The sequence below is a fragment of the Kitasatospora sp. NPDC101235 genome, assembly GCF_044767505.1.
Taxonomy (GTDB): domain Bacteria; phylum Actinomycetota; class Actinomycetes; order Streptomycetales; family Streptomycetaceae; genus Kitasatospora.
Window position 1 is genome coordinate 241,667 of sequence record NZ_JBIWNZ010000002.1, and the last position, 14,076, is coordinate 255,742.

A 14,076-nucleotide genomic window follows, 5' to 3' on the forward strand; every position below is an offset into this window, starting at 1 on the left:
AGGGGTCGTTGTCGAGGGGCGGGCCCGGACGGGCCCGCCCCTCGCGGGCGCCGGTCGGTCGGACGGCGAACGTGTCAGACCGTGAACTTGAAGGTGCGGTCCTTGTCGCCGGTCTTGTCCAGCACCGAGGTGATGCCGTCGGCGACGTCCTGCGGGGTGATCGTGGTGACCTGGCCGTTCTTCTTGACCTTCACCTTGTCGAACGCGGTGCCCAGTTGGGCGGCGAGCGCGTCGAGGTCCCACTTGGGCACGATCTTGCCGGAGGCGTCCGGGACGAGCGTGAGCGCCTTGGCGGCGGTCTTCGGGCCGAAGTCCCAGGACTTGGCGCCGGCCAGGACGTGGACCTTGCCGGCGGCCACCTGCTTGCCGAGGCTGTCGGCGGCCGCCTGGAGGGCCTGGGTGGAGATCTTCGGCTGGGCGGCCGTGACGGTGAGGGCGATCGGCTGGTCGGGCTTGCCGTCGGCGCGGTCGCGGTAGGCCTGCGCGATCACCTCCAGGGCGCTCGCCGAGTCCACCGCCTGGCCGGCCCGGCCGGGGACGACGATCGGCTCGCCGCCGGGGTCGCCGAACTTGACGTAGCCCTCCTGGAGGCCCTGGCCGGAGCCGGCCGCGAGGCCGTCGAGGGCGGCCCTGAGCTTGGCCTTGTCGACCTTGACCTCCGGGGCGACGGCCTTGGTGCCGCCCTTGAGCGACTTGATGACGTCGACCGGGTTGTAGCTGTGCTGGGCCAGGCCGTCCACGGTGGCGGTGGTGTCGAAGCTCAGCCCGGCGACCGTCGGGTCGAGGTCCACGGTCTGGTCGCCGATCTTCAGCTTGAGCGGCTGCTGGCCGGCCTTGCCGACCGACTCGTCCAGCTGGTGGATCGCCTGGTCACGGCTGCTGCCGCCGATCTCGGCGCCGAGCACCACGGTGCCCTTGGGGACGTCGGACTGGTTGAGCATCAGGCCGGTGCCGTACGCGGCGGCGCCGAGGAAGAACACCGCGCCGACGCCGTAGACGCCCAGCTTGACGAGCTTCTTGCCGGCGCCGCCGCGCTTGGCCTCGGCGGGGGCGGCGGGCTCGGCCTTCGCCTTGGCGGGGGCCGGCGCGGGGGCACCCTTGGCACCCTTGGCGGCCTCGGCGCCTTCGGGTCGGGGGCCGGGGGCCGGGGACGGCAGCGGAGTGACCGCGGTGGCCTCGGGGTCGCCGCCGGGCTGCGGGGCGGTGCCCGGCGCGCCCGGGAAGAGGGCGCCGGGGCCCGCCGGCGTGGCGGGGGCGTCCTGGCCGGGGGCGGTCGGGCGCTGGGTGGCGAACGGGTCGGTGCCGGTCGGGGCCGAGGCGAACAGGCCCGGCTGCGGATGGCCGTCGGCGCCGCGCGGGGCGCCGTTCAGGGGCGGGCCGGATATCGCGGCGGGCGGCGGGGTGTTGTCGCGGATCGGCGCGAAGCCGTCGACCGAGGTGTCCTCCGGGTTCGGCTCGGCGGCCGGCCCGGCCTGCGGGCCGCGCGGCCGGCCGTTGCGCTGCTGTCCGTTGCGCTGCTGACGGTTCTGCTGCGCGGCGTTCGGCTGCCCGGCCGGCTGCCCGCCGTCGCGCCGGGGGCGGCCGCCGTGCGCGCCGGCGTCCGGGACGGTGGTGCCGAACGGGTCGGTGACCGGTGCGAAGGGGTCGGCGGCCTCGTACACGCCGGGCTCCTCCACCGGGGCCTCGGCGCGGTACGGCGCGGCGGGCGAGGCCGGGTTCGGCTGCTTGCCCTGGGCCGCCACCGGACGGCCGTTCGGGGCGCCGTTGGCACGGGCGGCCCGGCCCGCGGCCGGACGGGCGCCGCCCTGCGGGCGCGGCTCGGCGGCGGTGCCGGGCGCGACCGGGGCCTCCGTCGCGCTCGCGGCGCCGGCCGGCACGGCGGCCGGGGCGGGCTCGGCGGCGGGCGCCTTCTTCTGGCGCGGCCGGAACCAGGCGCCGGTGGACTCCGACTCGGAGGTGGCCGGCGGGATCGGCGGGATCTGCCACTCCGGCGGCAGGGCCGGTGCGGCGGCCTGGCGGCCGCCGTCCTCCATCACGCCGAGGACGGGCGAGGCCGGCGCGGAGCGGTGCCGCGGGCCGCCGGGCTCGGCGGCGGCCGGGGCGTCATCGCCCGGGCCCTCCTCGTTCTTGACGGTGCTGCGGACGACGACCGGCGGGATCGGGCGCGAGCCGGGGATGTTGATCCGGACCCGGGTGGTCAGGGTGGTCTCGGTCTTCGGACCGTCGTCCTCGCCGCCCGACGCGGTGCCCGGTCCGGCGTCGGCCCGGTCGCCGCCGGGGAGCCCCGGCGTGCCGTAGGGCGGGGTGCCCGACGGGTAGGCGTCCGGACCCGTGCGCCGGGGCGTCGGGTGGGCGTTGTCAGATTCGCGGCTGCTCAATGCTGCTCTGCTCCGGGTTCGCGGGGGGCCGTGCGGCGTGACCGCGGTTCGTGGTCGCCGGGCCTTGACTGGGGCGGGCGGCGGTCGGGTACGGCGTTCTGCGGGACCACCATACTGGGAAGAACTGAGCGGCGAACGGCTTCGGACAGATCCTGATACGTCCGGTTCCTCCGGTATGAGAGTAAGGCCGTACGCTCCTGACTGCTCGTCGTACGCGGTACCGTACGCCGTGCACGACCAAGGTCAGCGCGGGGGGCCGGACACCCCGGGGAACCAGCTGGTGCGGGTGGGCAGAGTGGCGCAGATCACGCCCAGTACCGAGCCGGCGAACAGCCAGGCCAGCGAGGTGGTGTTGGACCACAGCACGTTGTCGCCCTCGGGCCGGGGCACGATCAGCAGCAGCATCGCCAGGAACCAGCCGGCCACGGGCATGCCCGCGCCGAGCCGGGTGCCGGTGACCCGCAGGCCGCCGTAGAAGGTGGCGGCGGTCGCGGCGAGTGCCAGCAGGACTCCCGCCGGCGGCCACAGGGCCTGCACAAAGGATCCGCAGATCGACACCGCGATGCCGAGCAGGAAGAACAGGGCATAGGCTGCGATCCGGGCGGCGCGCGGGGGCTGGGGCTCGGCCAGCCGCTCCTCGCGGGTGCCGAGGACGACGGCGGCCAGCGGACGGCGCGGCGGCCGGGCGGCGGGCTTGCTCATCGGGCGTCCTCCTCGGCGTGTGCGGCGTCGAGCGCGAGGCCGGCGAACAGGTCGTCCTCCGGCTCGCCGGGCCCGGTCTGGCCGTGCACCAACTGGTAGTACTCGGTGGCGAACAGTGGCTGGGCGAGGTCGTTGGAGAGCGCGAAGAAGGCGCCGTCCACAGTGATCTGAGTGGCGTGCGCGGCCATCGCGGCGGCCTTGCGCCCCGCGTGCGCGGAGCCGTCCAGCACGGTGGTGACCGCCTCGTCGTCGACCACGCCGGGGATGTCGGCGGGCTGTGCGACGCCCGGGAAGGACGCCTTGGCGGCGGCCTCGGCGAGTCCGGCCTCGATCACCGAACGGGGCATCCGGTTCCAGTACACCTTGGCGGTCCGCCAGGCCGGGCCCAGCTCCGGCCGGTGCGCCGGGTCGGCGGCCAGCTCGTACGCGCGCATCGCGACCCGGTGCGCCTGGATGTGGTCCGGGTGCCCGTAGCCGCCGTTCGCGTCGTACGTGACCAGCACCTGCGGGCGCACCTCGCGGATCACCGCGACCAGGTGGTCCGCCGCCTCCTCGACGTCCGCCTGCCAGAAGCAGCCGGGCACGTCGTTCTCGGGCACGCCCATCATCCCGGAGTCGCGGTAGCGCCCCGGGCCGCCGAGGAAGCGGAAGTCGGTCACGCCGAGGGCGCGCATCGCCTCGGTCAGCTCGCCGATCCGGTACGCGCCGAGGGTGTCTCCCCCAGCCTCCGGCCGGGGGTACCCCCGTCGACCGGCTGTCAGGTGGGCAGGGTCGCGGGGGATCACCTCGCCGCCTTCGCCGAGGGTGCAGGTCACCAGCGTGACCCGGGCGCCTTCGGCGGCGTACCGGGCCATGGTGGCGCCGTTGCCGATCGACTCGTCGTCTGGGTGCGCGTGCACCAGGAGGAGGCGGCGGCCGGTAGTCGCGGTCATGGGAAGAAGCCTAGGGCCTGCCGCCGAACTCCCGCAGACGGGTGTTCGGCGGCAGGCCCCGGGGCCACGGTGACGGGGTCAGAGCTTCAGGCCGTTGATCATTCCGGCGAGGTTGCTGGTGACCTGGCTGATCGACGGAGCGATCGAGCTGGAGGCCAGGTAGAAACCGAGCAGCGCGCAGATGATCGCGTGCGCCAGCTTCAGGCCGGACCGGCGGATCAGGATCACCACGATGACCAGCATCAGCACGGCGGCGGAGATGTTCATGGCCATGTCGGCTCTCACCCCTTCTCGGGCACGCCGCCCCCGGGGAGGGCGGCGAGGGACAGTGCGGGACTGGGGGCTGCGGGTGGCCGTGGTCCGGGACGGGGTCCGACGATCACTCGCCGGACAAGTCATACCCGATGGGTAAGGGGGGAATTACACTCGGTGAGGCCATGGGCGCCGGGGCGTTGTGGCATTCGAGGGGCGCATAGGCCGGTCGGAGGCGGTTTGGACCTCTTTGGGGCGTACTTGGGGAGGATGCTCCGAACGAGTGATCAACGCGCATCCGGGGGCGGCGGTCCGGCGTCATAAGGTCTGGTGCCATGACCTCCCACACCTCTGCCGACACCTTCCCGCGGCAGTACGCGCGGACCCTGCGCTACACCGTCGGCGCGCCCCGTTCCTTCTCCGTCGCGCCGGACGGCTCGCGGGTCGTCTTCCTCCGTTCGCGCTCGGGCAGCGACCGGGCCAACCTGCTCTGGACCCTCGACACCGCCACCGGCGAGGAGCGGGTCGTCGCCGACCCGGCCGCGCTGCTCGGCGGCGGCGAGGAGGACCTCTCGCCGGCCGAGAAGGCCCGCCGCGAACGCAGCCGCGAAGGCTCGGCCGGCATCGTCGGCTACGCCCTGGACACGGCCGGCACCCTGGCCGCCTTCGCCCTCTCCGGCCGCCTGTTCACCGCCGACCTGACCACCGGCGCCACCGCCGAACTGCCCGCCGAGGGCCCGCTGTTGGACCCGCGACCGTCCCCGGACGGCGCCCACGTCGCGTACGCCAACACCGCCGGCGAGCTGCGGCTGACCCGCACCGACGGCAGCGGCGACCGGGTGCTCGTCGCGCCGGACGGCCCGAACGTCACCTGGGGGCAGGCCGAGTTCATCGCCCAGGAGGAGATGGACCGCGACCGCGGCTTCTGGTGGTCCCCGGAGGGTGACCGACTGCTGGTCGAGCGGGCCGACGACAGCCCGGTGCGCCGCTGGTGGATCGCCGACCCGGCGAACCCGGACCGCGAGCCCGCCGAGGTCGCCTACCCGGCCGCCGGCACCGCCAACGCGGAGGTCGGGCTCTGGCTGTTCGACCTGCACGGCGGTCGCACCGAGGTGGTCTGGGACCGCGAGGCCTACCCGTACCTGGGCCGGGTCCACTGGTCGAAGGGCGGCGTGCCGCTGCTCCTGGTCCAGACCCGCGACCAGCACGGCCAGCGGATCCTCGGCCTGGACGTGGCCACCGGCGCCACCGAGGTGCTGCACGAGGAGAAGGACGGCGTCTGGCTGGAGCTGTTCCCGGGCGTGCCGGCCTGGACCCCGGACGGCAAGCTGGTCCGGATCTCGGACGAGGGAGGGATCCGGGCGCTGGTGATCGGCGACCGCGCCGTGACCGGAGCCGACCTGCACGTCCGGTCGGTCGTCGCGGTCACCGAGGAGGAGGTGCTCTTCAGCGCCGCCGGCGGCGCGGAGGAGACCGACCCCGAGCCCGGCTGGATCGGCGTCGGCCGGATCAGCCACGACGGCGAGCGGCTGGGCTGGGAGTCCGCCAACGGCCGGCCGTTCACCTCCGTCACCAGCGCGGTGCACGGCGGCGGGATCACCGTCCGGGCCACCGCCGAGCCCGACCTGCCCGGCACCCTGGTCCAGGTCGCCCGGGATCTGCCCGAGGGCCTGGCGGTCGACGACGTCGCCACCATCGCCTCGTACGCCGAGACCCCGGTCATCACCGCCCGTCCGGTCTTCCGCTTCGCGGGCGAGCGCCGCATCCCGGCCGCCGTCTTCCTGCCCACCGGCTACGACCGCGAGCGGGACGGCCTGCTGCCCGTCCTGATGGACCCGTACGGCGGCCCCGGCGGCCAGCGCGTCTACCAGGCGCACAACCCGCACCTGCAGTCGCAGTGGTTCGCCGACCAGGGCTTCGCCGTGATCGTCGCCGACGGGCGCGGCACCCCCGGACGCGGGCCGGCCTGGGAGAAGTCGATCGCCTTCGACTTCGCCGGGGCCACCCTGGACGACCAGGTGGAGGCGCTGCAGGCGCTCGCCGGGGAGTTCCCGCTGGACCTCGACCGGGTCGCCATCCGCGGCTGGTCGTACGGCGGCTACCTCTCCGCACTTGCGGTGCTGCGCCGCCCGGACGTCTTCCACGCGGCGGTGGCCGGGGCGCCGGTGACCGACTGGGAGCTCTACGACACCCACTACACCGAGCGCTACCTGGGCGACCCGGCCGAGCGGCCCGAGGTGTACACCGCCAACTCGCTGAACGGGTACGCGGCCGGGCTGGAGCGCCCGCTGATGATCATCCACGGGCTGGCGGACGACAACGTGGTGGCCGCGCACACCCTGCGGCTGTCCTCGGCGCTGCTCGCCGCCGGGCGCCCGCACACCGTACTGCCGCTGTCCGGCGTCACCCACATGACCCCGCAGGAGGAGGTCGCGGAGAACCTGCAGCTGCTCCAGGTCGACTTCGTGAAGCGCTCGCTGGGCGTGTGAGCCCCGTGCCGCCCCTTCCGTTCGTACCCTGACCAGCCCTTCCGCGGCCGGTACCCGGATCACCGGTGTGACCCGGGTACCGGCCTTCGGCATGACATCCGTCATGCCGAAGGCACGACGGCGGGCACTGCCGCCCCGACCCGCCCGCACGGGACTCTGAGGTGGTGCGAACAGCACCGACTGTGACACCACAGGCGTGACACCGTCAGGGGAGAGGAGCGGGGCGATGGTTACCGAGGTGGCCGCCTTCCGCGGCGTGGGCAAGAGCTACGGGCGGGTGCGCGCCGTGGACGGACTGGACCTCGTGCTGAGGCCGGGCGAGACCGTCGCCCTGCTCGGGCCGAACGGCGCCGGGAAGTCCACCAGCCTGGACCTGCTGCTCGGCCTGCGCGAGCCCGACCAGGGCAGCGTGACCCTGTTCGGCGGCGCCCCGCGGGCGGCGATCGAGGCCGGCCGGGTCGGCGCGATGCTGCAGAGCGGCGGGCTGATGTCCGACGTCAAGGTGCGTGAGCTGGTCCGGCTCGCCTGCGACGTGCACCCGCGCGGTCGGTCGGTCACGGGGGTGCTGACCGACGCCGGGATCACCGAGCTGGCGGAGCGACGGGTCGACAAGCTGTCCGGCGGCCAGGAGCAGCGGGTCCGCTTCGCCCTGGCCATCGCCGGCGACAGCGACCTGATCGTGCTGGACGAGCCCACCACCGGCATGGACGTCAGCGTGCGGCAGTCGTTCTGGGCGAGCATGCGGGCCCAGGCCGACGCCGGGCGCACGGTGCTGTTCGCCACCCACTACCTGGAGGAGGCCGACTCGATCGCCGACCGCGTCCTGGTGCTGCACCGGGGCCGGCTGATCGCGGACGGCAGCTCGGCGGAGATCAAGGCGCGGGCGGGGGCCCGCCGGATCGCCTTCGAACTCCACGACACGGACGGGCGGCCGGCCGACGAGGGGGTGCTGCGCACGCTGCCCGGCGTGCAGTCGCTGGACGTCACCGCGCGGGTCCCCGGGGTGCGGACGGTGCGGATCCGGACCGCCGACGCCGACGCGAGCGTGGCCGGCATCTACCGGGCGGGCCTGTACCCGCGCGGGCTGGAGGTCACCGGCCTGGGCCTGGAGCAGGCCTTCCTGACCATCACCGGGGAGCAGGACCGCGAGGACGACGCCGAAAAGGAGAGCGTGCGATGACCACCCTGATCAGGCTGGAGATCCTGCGGACCCTGCGCAACCGGCGCTACCTGCTCTTCACCATCGCCTACCCGGCGCTGATGTACTTCTTCTTCATCCACGCCTACAGCTCCGACAAGCTGGCCGGCGGCCTGCCGGTGAAGACCTACTTCATGGTCTCGATGGCCACCTTCGGCGCGGTCGGCGCGGTGCTCACCGGCAGCGCGCAGCGGATCTCGCTGGAGCGCAAGAGCGGCTGGGTGCGCCAGTTGCGGCTGACCGCGCTGCCGGGCCGGGCGTACACCTCCGGCAAGATCGGGGCGAGCGCGGTGACCACGCTGCCGGCGATCCTGGTGGTCTTCGCGGTCGGCGCGAGCCAGGGCGTCGAGCTCGGCGCGGCGCAGTGGATCGGGCTGGCGGCCGCGCTGTGGCTGGGCAGCTTCGTCTTCGCCGCGCTCGGGGTGGCGCTCGGTTACGCGGCGGCGCCGGACTCGGTGCAGACCATCGTGATGATCACGTACATGCTGATGTCGCTGTTCGGCGGCACCTGGTTCCCGGTGAGCGGCTCGCTGGAGACGTTCGCCCGGTTCAACCCGGTGTACCTGTACAACAAGCTGGCCACCTTCACCCAGCCCGGGCACTCCCTGGACCTGGTGGCGGTCGCCGGGCTGGCCGCCTTCCTCGCGGTGTTCGTGGCCGCTGCCGCGGCGCTGTACCGCCGTGACAGCCGCCAGGCATGATGATCGACATGAGTGACGCGCGCCAGGCCCACCGCACCGACGAGCAGCCGGAGGTGGGCGTGGCCCGGGCGTCCTTCATGAACGTGCCCGGCTCCCCGGTGGAGACCAGGCGGCAGCTGCTGGTCAAGGTCGCCTGGATGCTGCTGTGGATGACCTACCTGGCCTACCCGGCGAGCGACCTGGTCAACGGCGGCCACGGCCTGGCCGGCCAGGTGTTCGGCTGGGCCTGCCTGGCGGTCTTCGTGGTCTCGTACGTCCTGCTGGTGATCTTCCGCTCGCAGGCGGGGATGAGGCCGCGCGCCTGCCAGGTGACCGTCGCGGCGATGATCGCGCTCGCCGTGGCCTCCTCCTTCGTGCTCGGCGGCGCCTTCCTGACCATGTTCATCTACGCCTCGGTGTGCCTCGCGGTGATCACACCGCTGAACCACGCGCTGCGGGCGCTGGTCGGGATGGCCGTGCTCACCGTCGTGACCGGCCTGCTGATCCACGCCGGCGTCGACAACATCTCCACCTTCGCGCTCAGCGCCTTCCTCTCCGGCGTCGCGATGACCGGCCTGCAACGGCTGGTCGCCACCATGAAGGAGCTGCGCGAGGCCCGGGCCGCGGTCGCGCACCTGGCCGCCTCCGAGGAGCGGCTGAGGCTGGCCCGCGACCTGCACGACCTGCTCGGGCACTCGCTGTCGCTGATCACCCTGAAGAGCGAGCTGGCCGGACGGTTCATGGACGCCGGCAAGGACGAGGCGGCGCGGGCGCAGGTCGCCGACATCGAGCAGGTCGCCCGGCAGTCGCTGATCGACGTCCGGGAGGCGGTGACCGGCTTCCGCCGCCCGACCCTGCCGGTCGAACTGGCCGCCGCCCGTACCGCGCTGGCCGCCGCGCAGGTCCGGCTGGAGGCCGCGCCGGAGCTGGTGGACGCCTGGCCGTCGCTGGCCGACGAGGAGGCGGGCGCGCTGGCCTGGGCGCTGCGCGAGGCCGTCACCAACGTGGTCCGGCACGGCGAGGACGCCACCGTCTGCACGGTGACGGCGGACGAGAGCTGGGAGGCGAGCGGCGAGCACTACGCCGTCCTGGAGATCACCGACAACGGGCGCGGGCCGGGCAAGTCCCAGCCGGGCAACGGCCTGTCCGGGCTGGAGGAGCGGCTGGCGCTGGTCGGCGGGCGGCTGGAGGCGGGGCCGGGGAAGCGCGGCAAGGGCTTCCGGCTGCGGGCCTCCGTGCCGCTGCGGACGGTGGCCGCGCCCGTGTCGAAGTCCCTCTAGGCCGACGGCAGTTCCAGCACGAAGCGGGCGCCGCGCGGGGCGTGCGCGACCCGCAGGGTGCCGCCGTGCCGGGTGGCGATGTCCGCCGCGATGGCCAGGCCCAGGCCGCTGCCGCCGGCGTCCCGGCTGCGTGCCTCGTCGAGCCGGGTGAACGGCTCGAAGATCCGCTCGCGGTCCTCCGGCGGCACGCCCGGGCCGTCGTCCCGGACCTCCAGGACGCAGCCGTGCGCGGCCTGCCGCGCGGACAGCACCACCTCGGCGGCCGCGTGCCGCTGGGCGTTGTCCAGCAGGTTGCGCACCAGCCGGTGCAGCCGGATGCGGCTGCCGCGCACCAGCACCGCCTCGGGCGCGTCCACCCGCAGGGCGAGCCGGGCGCCGAGGACCGGGCGGTACTGGTCGGCGAGCTCGCGCAGCACGGCGGACAGGTCGACGGCGGTGAACTGGCCGCCCGCCCCCGGGTGCGAGCCTCGGGCCAGGAACAGCAGGTCCTCGGTGAGCTGCTGGAGCCGCTCGACGGAGGTGAGCGCCTCCCGGGTGGCGGCCGGCCAGTCGGTGCGCTCGGGGTGGGCCAGCGAGACCTCCAGGTTGGTGCGCAGCGCGGCGATCGGGCTGCGCAGCTCGTGCGAGGCGTCCGCGACGAAGCGCTGCTGCTGCACGGCCGAGCGCTCCAGCCGGTCCAGGGTGGCGTTGGTGGTCCGGGCCATCCGGGTGAGCTCGTCGCCGGCGGGCGGCACCGGAACGCGGCGGTCCAGCCGGTGCTCGCCGATCTCGGCCAGCTCGGCGCGGATCGCCTCCACCGGGCGCAGCGCCCGGCTGGTCGCCAGCCAGGCCGTCAGCGCGACCAGCAGCGCGGCGACCGGCACGCCCAGCCGCAGCACCGGGTCGATGGTGCGCAGCGAGGCCTCGGCGGCGAACGGGGTGGCCAGCACGTACACCGTGAACGGGCCGACCATGGGCTTGACCGGCTGGCCGCTCTCGTCGGTCTGCCGCAGCAGCGGGCTCCAGCTGCCCATCGCGGTGAAGCTGCGCCCCGAGTAGCGGTTGGCGGCTGCCGCCCCGGCCGGTCCGATGGTCACCCGCTGGACCGACTGCCAGTCGTCCGGCGCCAGGTTCGGTACGGCGGCGGGCGGATCCCCGGCCAGGTGCTGGGTGGTCAGCGGGCCGCCCATGGCCAGTATCCGGCCGTCGCGGTCCAGCACCAGGTACGGCAGCTGCCCGTTCTCCGCCAGCTGCTGGCCGTGCTTGTAGCCGTTGCTGATCACGCGGGCCTGGGCCTGGGCGTCCGCCTCGGCGGCGGCCAGCTGGGCGTCGTACATGTGGCCGCGCAGCCACCAGGCGCCGACGCCGAGCAGCAGCAGCGCCGCCAGGCCGGCCGCCAGCGAGGTGCGCAGGCGGGTGGAGAGCCTGCCGAGCACCGGTCAGGCCTCCAGCCGGTAGCCGGCGCCGCGCACGGTGGTGATCGAGCGGACGCCGAACGGGGAGTCCACCTTGCGGCGCAGCATGCTGACGTACACCTCGACGATGGACTCCTCGCCGTCGAAGGCGATGTCCCACACCTCGTCGACGATCCGGCGCTTGGACAGCACCTCGCCGGGATGCTCGGCCAGGCAGCGCAGGACGGCGAACTCCCGCTCGGTGAGGGTGATCTCGGCGCTGCCCCGGCCGCAGCGGCGGCCCGTCGGGTCCAGCCACAGGTCGCCGACCCGCAGCAGTGGGCCCGGGGTCTGGCTGCGGCGGATCAGGGCGCGCAGCCGGGCGAGGAAGACCAGGTAGGAGAACGGCTTGGTGAGGTAGTCGTCGGCGCCGGTGTCCAGGCCCTCGGCCTCGTCGTACTCGCCGTCCTTGGCGGTCAGCATCAGGATCGGGGTGGTGACGCCGTCGGCGCGCAGCGCCTCGCACACCTTGTAGCCGTTCAGGCCGGGCAGCATGATGTCGAGCACGATCGCCCGGTAGGCGTGCCGCTGGGCCAGCCGTAGGCCGGTGAGGCCGTCCGGGGCGAGGTCGACGGTGTACCCCTCGGCCTCCAGGCCGCGCCGTACGGCCGCCGCGACCTGCGCGTCGTCCTCCACCACCAGAATCTCCATGCGGATCAGGATGCCACCGGCGCCGGATCCGTTCCTTAAGCGGTCTTCAGCTTTCTCAGCCTCGCTTCAGGGACACGGGTGCATGCTCTCGCCGGTTCCACCGGCCCGCTCGGGCCGGTGCCCGGATCGAGAGGAGGTTGGGGATGGCCGTCCTCCTGGAGAGGGCCGTCGGGGCCCGGGAGCCGGCCGGCGGCGCGAGAACCGCCGCCGGCACGGCCGCCCGGCACCGCAAGCCGCGCCGCGCGCTGCCGCCCAGCCTGGTGATGGCGGCCGGGACGGTGGTGTCCCGGGCCACCGGCTTCGTCCGCTCGGCGCTGCTGGTGGCGGTCCTCGGCTCGGGGCTGCTCGCGGACGGGTACAACGTGGCCAACACGGTGCCCAACATCCTGTTCGTGCTGCTGATCGGCGGCGCGCTGAACACCGCGCTGGTGCCCCATCTGGTGCGCGCCGCGAAGGAGTCGGAGGACGGCGGGGCAGCGCACGTCGACCGGCTGGTGACGGTGCTGGTGGTCGCCCTGCTGGTGCTGACGGCGGTGGTGGTGCCGGGCGCGCCGTACGTCGTGCGGGCGTACACCTCGTACGGCGGTGGGCAGTTGGACCAGACTGTGCTGCTGGCGTACCTGTGCCTGCCGCAGGTGTTCTTCTACGGGCTGTTCACCGTGCTCGGCCAACTCCTCAACGCCCGACAGCGGTTCGCGCCGATGGCGTGGGCGCCGGTGCTCAACAACCTGGTGGTGATCGGGGTGTTCGGCGCCTATCTCGGCCGGCGTTCCTTCGACACCGCCGACCTGACCGTCCTCGGCGCCGGGACGACGGCCGGGGTGGTGGCGCAGAGCCTGGTGCTGCTGCCCTGTCTGCGGGCGGCCGGAGTGCGGCTGCGGCCGCGCTGGGACTGGCGGCAGGCGGGGCTCGGCGAGCCGCTGCGGGCCGCCGGGTGGACGCTGCTGCTGGTGCTCAGCGACCAGGTGGGCTACTGGGTGGTGACCCGGCTGTCGACCTCGGCCGGCGCGCAGGCCGCCGAGGCCGGGCTGCCGGGTGTCGGGTACACCGCGTACAGCAGCGCGTACCTGCTGTGGATCGTGCCGCACGGGGTGGTCACGGTGTCGGTGGTGACGGCGGCCGTTCCCGCGCTCAGCGCGGCCGCCGACTCCCCGCGGGCCGTCCGTGCGCTGCTCGCCCGTGCCGTGCGCACCATCGGGGTGGTCACCGTCCCGGCGGCCTGCGCGTTCGCGGTCCTCGCGCCGCAGCTGTGCGCGCTCGCCTTCGGCCACGGCCGCACCGATCCCGCCGACGTGCGGGCCATCGCCGGAATGCTGACCGCCTTCGCGCCCGGCCTGGTGCTGTACTCCGCCGGCTACGCGCTGACCCGTGCCTTCTACGCGCTCGGAGACAGCCGTACGCCCTTCCTGCTCAACCTGCTGCCGGTCGCCGCAACCGCTCTGGGGGCGGTGCTCTGCCACCGGCTGCTGCCGCTGCGCTGGGCCGTCACCGGGATGGCGGGCTGCTACGGAGGATCGTTTCTGCTTACCTGCGTGGCCGCCTCCCTGCTGCTGCGCCGGCGGCTCGGGCCGCTGCGGGTCCTGGGAGCCCACGCGAAGCTGCTGTCGGCCGCCCTTCCGGCCGCTGCCGCCGCCTGGTGGACGACCCGGTACGGCCTCGTGCCGGCCGTCGCCGTCCTCGCGGTCGGCTACCTCCTCCTCGCCCACCTCCTCCGCATCGAAGAACTGTCCGCCCTCACCACACGATTGCGCAGACGCTCATGACTCTCCTTCCCACCGATGTCGCCCGTGTCCTCGACTTCCTCCTCCCCGAGGGCCACCCGCTACGCGCCCAGGTCCCGCACCTGCGCGTCGAGTCCCGCTGCCGGTGCGGCTGCAGCACGGCCCTCTTCGCCGGTGTCCAGGACGGTGCCCGCTCGGAGGTGGTGGCCGAGGCGGCGATCGGCTCCGACGGCGAGGTCATCCTCTTCGCCGAGGACGGCCGGCTCTCCTGGCTGGAGGTCTGCTCCTGGACCGACCCCAAACTCACCCTCGTCGACGCGGCCCGCTTCCTCCGGGGGGAACCCGGGCAGGCAGAGTGAG

General features: G+C 74.2%; 12 protein-coding genes. 6 read left to right on the plus strand and 6 right to left on the minus strand.

The genetic code is table 11. From position 1 onward, the window contains the following. Window positions 1–74: 74 nt before the first annotated feature. From ACIRRH_RS04525 to ACIRRH_RS04540, 4 genes are all read right to left on the minus strand, one after another. Window positions 75–2,378 carry a hypothetical protein gene (locus tag ACIRRH_RS04525; RefSeq protein WP_403061652.1) on the minus strand — a complete coding sequence of 768 codons (2,304 nt, stop codon included), beginning with the start codon at window positions 2,376–2,378 and terminating at the stop codon, window positions 75–77. Window positions 2,379–2,621: 243 nt separating this feature from the next. Further along, entirely contained in the window at window positions 2,622–3,080 is a 459-nt protein-coding gene (locus ACIRRH_RS04530; protein WP_403061655.1) for a DUF6113 family protein, read from the minus strand. After that, complete coding sequence (gene mshB, locus ACIRRH_RS04535) at window positions 3,077–4,012, minus strand: N-acetyl-1-D-myo-inositol-2-amino-2-deoxy-alpha-D-glucopyranoside deacetylase (RefSeq protein ID WP_403061657.1); 936 nt, start codon at window positions 4,010–4,012, stop codon at window positions 3,077–3,079. The genes ACIRRH_RS04530 and mshB overlap by 4 nt, the downstream gene beginning before the upstream one ends. 78 nt (window positions 4,013–4,090) lie before the next feature. Further along, on the minus strand, window positions 4,091–4,285 hold the full coding sequence (locus ACIRRH_RS04540) for a DUF2304 domain-containing protein (protein ID WP_224280869.1): 195 nt from the start codon (window positions 4,283–4,285) through the stop codon (window positions 4,091–4,093). A 314-nt stretch (window positions 4,286–4,599) separates the two neighbouring features. On the opposite strand from ACIRRH_RS04540, the gene ACIRRH_RS04545 reads away from it, so the two are divergent. The 4 genes from ACIRRH_RS04545 to ACIRRH_RS04560 all read left to right on the plus strand — a co-directional run bounded on the left by ACIRRH_RS04545 (window position 4,600) and on the right by ACIRRH_RS04560 (window position 9,911). Beyond that, the gene (locus ACIRRH_RS04545; RefSeq protein ID WP_403061660.1) at window positions 4,600–6,753 is read left to right on the plus strand and encodes an alpha/beta fold hydrolase; all 2,154 of its coding nucleotides are present in this window, start codon (window positions 4,600–4,602) and stop codon (window positions 6,751–6,753) included. 226 nt (window positions 6,754–6,979) lie between these two features. After that, on the plus strand, window positions 6,980–7,933 hold the full coding sequence (locus tag ACIRRH_RS04550) for an ABC transporter ATP-binding protein (protein WP_403061663.1): 954 nt from the start codon (window positions 6,980–6,982) through the stop codon (window positions 7,931–7,933). After that, window positions 7,930–8,652 carry an ABC transporter permease gene (locus ACIRRH_RS04555; protein WP_403061666.1) on the plus strand — a complete coding sequence of 241 codons (723 nt, stop codon included), beginning with the start codon at window positions 7,930–7,932 and terminating at the stop codon, window positions 8,650–8,652. Before ACIRRH_RS04550 ends, ACIRRH_RS04555 begins: the two co-directional genes overlap by 4 nt. 8 nt (window positions 8,653–8,660) lie before the next feature. Beyond that, on the plus strand, window positions 8,661–9,911 hold the full coding sequence (locus tag ACIRRH_RS04560; protein ID WP_403061669.1) for a sensor histidine kinase: 1,251 nt from the start codon (window positions 8,661–8,663) through the stop codon (window positions 9,909–9,911). Here the strand turns inward: ACIRRH_RS04560 and ACIRRH_RS04565 are convergent. Next, window positions 9,908–11,326: a sensor histidine kinase gene (locus tag ACIRRH_RS04565; protein ID WP_403061672.1), complete on the minus strand. Its 1,419-nt coding sequence runs from the start codon at window positions 11,324–11,326 to the stop codon at window positions 9,908–9,910. The genes ACIRRH_RS04560 and ACIRRH_RS04565 overlap by 4 nt on opposite strands. 3 nt (window positions 11,327–11,329) lie before the next feature. Further along, window positions 11,330–11,995 (minus strand): response regulator transcription factor, encoded by a 666-nt coding sequence (locus tag ACIRRH_RS04570; protein ID WP_403061675.1) that lies wholly within the window; start codon window positions 11,993–11,995, stop codon window positions 11,330–11,332. Between the two features lie 143 nt (window positions 11,996–12,138). On the opposite strand from ACIRRH_RS04570, the gene murJ reads away from it, so the two are divergent. Together murJ and ACIRRH_RS04580 are read left to right on the plus strand one after the other, a co-directional pair. After that, complete coding sequence (gene murJ, locus ACIRRH_RS04575) at window positions 12,139–13,758, plus strand: murein biosynthesis integral membrane protein MurJ (protein WP_403061677.1); 1,620 nt, start codon at window positions 12,139–12,141, stop codon at window positions 13,756–13,758. After that, a complete protein-coding gene (locus tag ACIRRH_RS04580; protein WP_403061680.1) occupies window positions 13,755–14,075 on the plus strand; it encodes a hypothetical protein in 321 nt (106 codons plus the stop codon). Before murJ ends, ACIRRH_RS04580 begins: the two co-directional genes overlap by 4 nt. The last annotated feature ends 1 nt before the right edge of the window (window position 14,076 follow it).

What these genes read in the sequence shown, in the direction of transcription:
- ACIRRH_RS04530 (WP_403061655.1), bottom strand. Translation starts at nt 3,080, where the DNA reads ATGAGCAAGCCCGCCGCCCGGCCGCCGCGCCGTCCGCTGGCCGCCGTC.
- mshB (WP_403061657.1), bottom strand. Translation starts at nt 4,012, where the DNA reads ATGACCGCGACTACCGGCCGCCGCCTCCTCCTGGTGCACGCGCACCCA.
- ACIRRH_RS04540 (WP_224280869.1), bottom strand. Translation starts at nt 4,285, where the DNA reads ATGGCCATGAACATCTCCGCCGCCGTGCTGATGCTGGTCATCGTGGTG.
- ACIRRH_RS04545 (WP_403061660.1), top strand. Translation starts at nt 4,600, where the DNA reads ATGACCTCCCACACCTCTGCCGACACCTTCCCGCGGCAGTACGCGCGG.
- ACIRRH_RS04550 (WP_403061663.1), top strand. Translation starts at nt 6,980, where the DNA reads ATGGTTACCGAGGTGGCCGCCTTCCGCGGCGTGGGCAAGAGCTACGGG.
- ACIRRH_RS04555 (WP_403061666.1), top strand. Translation starts at nt 7,930, where the DNA reads ATGACCACCCTGATCAGGCTGGAGATCCTGCGGACCCTGCGCAACCGG.
- ACIRRH_RS04560 (WP_403061669.1), top strand. Translation starts at nt 8,661, where the DNA reads ATGAGTGACGCGCGCCAGGCCCACCGCACCGACGAGCAGCCGGAGGTG.
- ACIRRH_RS04570 (WP_403061675.1), bottom strand. Translation starts at nt 11,995, where the DNA reads ATGGAGATTCTGGTGGTGGAGGACGACGCGCAGGTCGCGGCGGCCGTA.
- murJ (WP_403061677.1), top strand. Translation starts at nt 12,139, where the DNA reads ATGGCCGTCCTCCTGGAGAGGGCCGTCGGGGCCCGGGAGCCGGCCGGC.
- ACIRRH_RS04580 (WP_403061680.1), top strand. Translation starts at nt 13,755, where the DNA reads ATGACTCTCCTTCCCACCGATGTCGCCCGTGTCCTCGACTTCCTCCTC.